Annotated in this window: 1 protein-coding gene; it reads right to left on the bottom strand. The window is 76.9% G+C overall.

Features of this window, described 5'->3' with window-relative positions; all coding sequences use genetic code 11:
- Positions 1-17: 17 nt before the first annotated feature.
- On the bottom strand, positions 18-762 hold a 745-nt coding region (locus K6I33_RS35425; RefSeq protein ID WP_229358887.1), incomplete at its 5' end, for a hypothetical protein.

Raw genomic sequence — 762 nt, 5'->3', positions numbered from 1 at the left:
CTTCGAGGGGGTGGCCGTCAGCGGTGCCGCAGCCTGTTCCTGCGCACCACCACGGCCCCCAGCCCGAGCCCCAGGGCCGCCGCCCCGCCGGCCATCGCGGCGGGGGCCGTGATCGGGGAGCCGCCGTCACCTTCCGGTGCCGCGCTCACCGACCGGTCCGCGTCGGCCCCCGGTGCGACGGACGCCGTCTCACCCTTGGCGTCGTAGCCGCCGGCCACGCCCTTCTTCGCGTAGGCCGAGCCCGGCAGCTTGGCGCCGTAGGCCTTGCGCACCCGGTCCCGGTAGGCGTCGACCGTGGTGCCCTGCTCGCCGACCGCCCGCACGGCGTCCTCGTCGAGGGGCAGGACGCGGTCGCCGCGCTGGACGTACCAGGCGTTGATCTGCGGCTCGCGGAAGACCGTGCCGCCGCTGAGCTTGCGGGCGCCGGCGGCCGCGTAGCGCGTCTCGTCGTCGCCGGTGGCGATGTTGACGACGCTCCAGGTGTTCCCGGTGCGCGCGGTCCACACCGACGCCTTCTGCCCGTCGGCCGCGACGGCGGTGCTGGCGAGGAAGTCCAGCCGGGCGATCGGGGCGCCCTCCTTGCCCGCCACGAACTCCGGGTCGAGCGTGTAGACGGGGACGGTCGCGCCGTCGATCCTCGGGCGCTCGCCGGTCCTCGCGAACGCGCCGTCACGGGCCGCGCCGTCACGGGCGAAGAAGCGGGAGAGCGTGGCCAGGGTGCCGGGCGCGGCGGCCGCGTCGTGGGCCGCCGCGACCCCGGAG

Origin of the sequence: Streptomyces sp. UNOB3_S3 (genome assembly GCF_020740895.1) — a bacterium.
Taxonomy (GTDB): domain Bacteria; phylum Actinomycetota; class Actinomycetes; order Streptomycetales; family Streptomycetaceae; genus Streptomyces.
This window is presented reverse-complemented; position numbering and strand designations above follow the sequence as displayed.